Consider the following 2,168-nt stretch of genomic DNA (forward strand, 5'->3'; position numbering starts at 1 on the left):
GGTATGTCACGGGTATGCTAGGGGTATGTCACAGGTATGTCTGCGAATTTGACAGGTATGTCAGGGGTATGTCACAGGTATGCCAGGGGTATGTTTAGAGGTATGTCACAGGTATGCAATACCGAAAAAAATTACGGTATTGGAAACGTTGATACTATCAACCCGAAACGGAACGTTACGGTAGTTTCCCTTATGCTCTTTTTCTCTGTTCTTGAACTAAATTTGTTGATTTTTTTATATTTTGTCATAATTAAAAAACTTTAGTTGAAAATAATAAATACTTTATCTTCGTAATTTTTAGATAGTCATTTTTTAATATTTAACTCGAATTTTTTGACATATACTAAGAATTTAAGCTTTTTGATGGAAATTACGAATCATGATATAATGACTGTGCAAAGAAGTTATCACAGTAACACAAAGCCCCTGAAGAAGTCGGATTCTTCAGGGGCTTATTTTGTGGGCTAATGTCGCCTTAAAATGGTTTTACTTCTTGTTTCGACTATTTAGCCAATAATCGAATAGAGCTACGAGTAGCCCTGCAAGAAGGGAGCAAAGAAAGTTCATTACCACAGTAACACCTCCTTTCAGTCGCTAGACTGTCGGATAGGCGACAATTTATTATATCAGAACTATTTATCTTGTCTGTATCATATAAATTTAGTTTTGGGGTCGTTAGGGCTTGCCCTGACCGTCTGAAAGACGCTTTAATACAAATGTACCATTTAAAGTTAAAACTCCGTACGCACTCAATATATGCGTTTTAAGACCATACAAAAGATTTTTTATAGATGGTTTTGGCGAAAGAGCGTTAGCGACTGCTGCAAGTTTAATGTGAGAGTGGTTTTCTCTCACTCCTTTTTTTTAGGTTTTAACAGTCGTACGCATAGATCAATTTCCAAATAATTTGAAAGATTTTAGGTGGGAAAAAAACACTACCTCTTTTACAATCTCTTTTAAACCTCTTTTAAACCTCTTTTAGACCCCTGTTGGCCCTTACTCTCCCAAGGGGTACAGAATGTTTAAGGGGTGGTTTTGTCTGTTTATGGGGGTGGTTTTGTCTGTTTATGGGGGTGGTTTTGTCTGTTTATGGGGGTGGTTTTGTCTGTTTAGGGGTGTTGACTTGGGAGTATCACTCCTATTATAATATGTTTATCATCAGAGGAGGCTTGTTATGACAAATGAATTAGTTAAATATCATACTGAATTAAATACAATTCCATTAAGAAAATTTTCTCCTGTAGAAATGAATCTCTTTTTTTCAATCGTTTCACGTATGCGTGATAAAGGGGAACAGACTGTTCGGTTTTCTTTCGATCAATTAAAAGACTTGAGTGACTATAAAGCAACAGCTAATAGTCGATTTATTGATGATATTTATAGCACTTATGATAAAATTCTTTCATTGAGATTTGGTAAAAGAAGTGCTAATGGCTTAGACAGAAGCATGTTTGTAATGTTTACTCAATTTGAAATTGTTGGCGACTCTGACGACCCTTATGTTGATATAAAATTATTTGAAAAAGCAATCCCTTTACTAAACAGCCTTGATGAATGGGTGCGATATTCTCTTAAACAATTCAATGAACTACAGAGCAGCTATTCAAAAACAATGTTTCGATTGTTAAAACAATTCAGAACTACTGGATATGCATATTTTTCAAAAGATGAGTTTATTGAACTACTGGATATTCCTAAAAGTTATCGTGAGAGTGATATTAACAAAAATGTTTTTAAGCCCATAAAAGAAGAATTAACACCGCTTTTTAGGGGACTCCTAATCAGGAAAAAATACGGAAAAGGTAGAGGAACGCCTGTCATTGGTTATCAATTTGCTTTTAAACCTGAATCAAAAAATGCTGATGATTTTTCTAAAGGAGAACAAGAAAATCTACGCAAAAAAATGTTTAATATTGAGCATAATGGTGAGCTCTCTCAACAAGAAAAATGGATTGCAAAAGACAAAATATTAGGTTTGAAAATAGGTACTCATGAATCTGAATTTCACACTCAAGAAAATAAAAATAAAGAAAAAGAAATGCTCATAGACGATTTAAAAAATATGTTTAAATAATTATTTTGTATAATATTTTCATCTATAAAAAAACAAATATTCATTTTAAATTATATATTTAACAAAAAAATAGGGAGGTATGTCACAGGTATGC

Annotated in this window: 2 protein-coding genes; one reads left to right on the plus strand and one right to left on the minus strand. The window is 33.3% G+C overall.

Translation table 11 applies throughout. From position 1 onward, the window contains the following. Positions 1–486: 486 nt before the first annotated feature. Complete coding sequence (locus ESZ54_RS12815) at positions 487–567, minus strand: type I toxin-antitoxin system Fst family toxin (RefSeq protein WP_136136348.1); 81 nt, start codon at positions 565–567, stop codon at positions 487–489. A 607-nt stretch (positions 568–1,174) separates the two neighbouring features. Here ESZ54_RS12815 and ESZ54_RS03745 point away from each other — a divergent pair. Next, positions 1,175–2,074 carry a replication initiation protein gene (locus tag ESZ54_RS03745; protein ID WP_136136347.1) on the plus strand — a complete coding sequence of 300 codons (900 nt, stop codon included), beginning with the start codon at positions 1,175–1,177 and terminating at the stop codon, positions 2,072–2,074. Positions 2,075–2,168 lie beyond the last annotated feature (94 nt).

Source organism: Vagococcus silagei (assembly GCF_004795745.1).
In the GTDB taxonomy this organism is placed as follows: domain Bacteria; phylum Bacillota; class Bacilli; order Lactobacillales; family Vagococcaceae; genus Vagococcus; species Vagococcus silagei.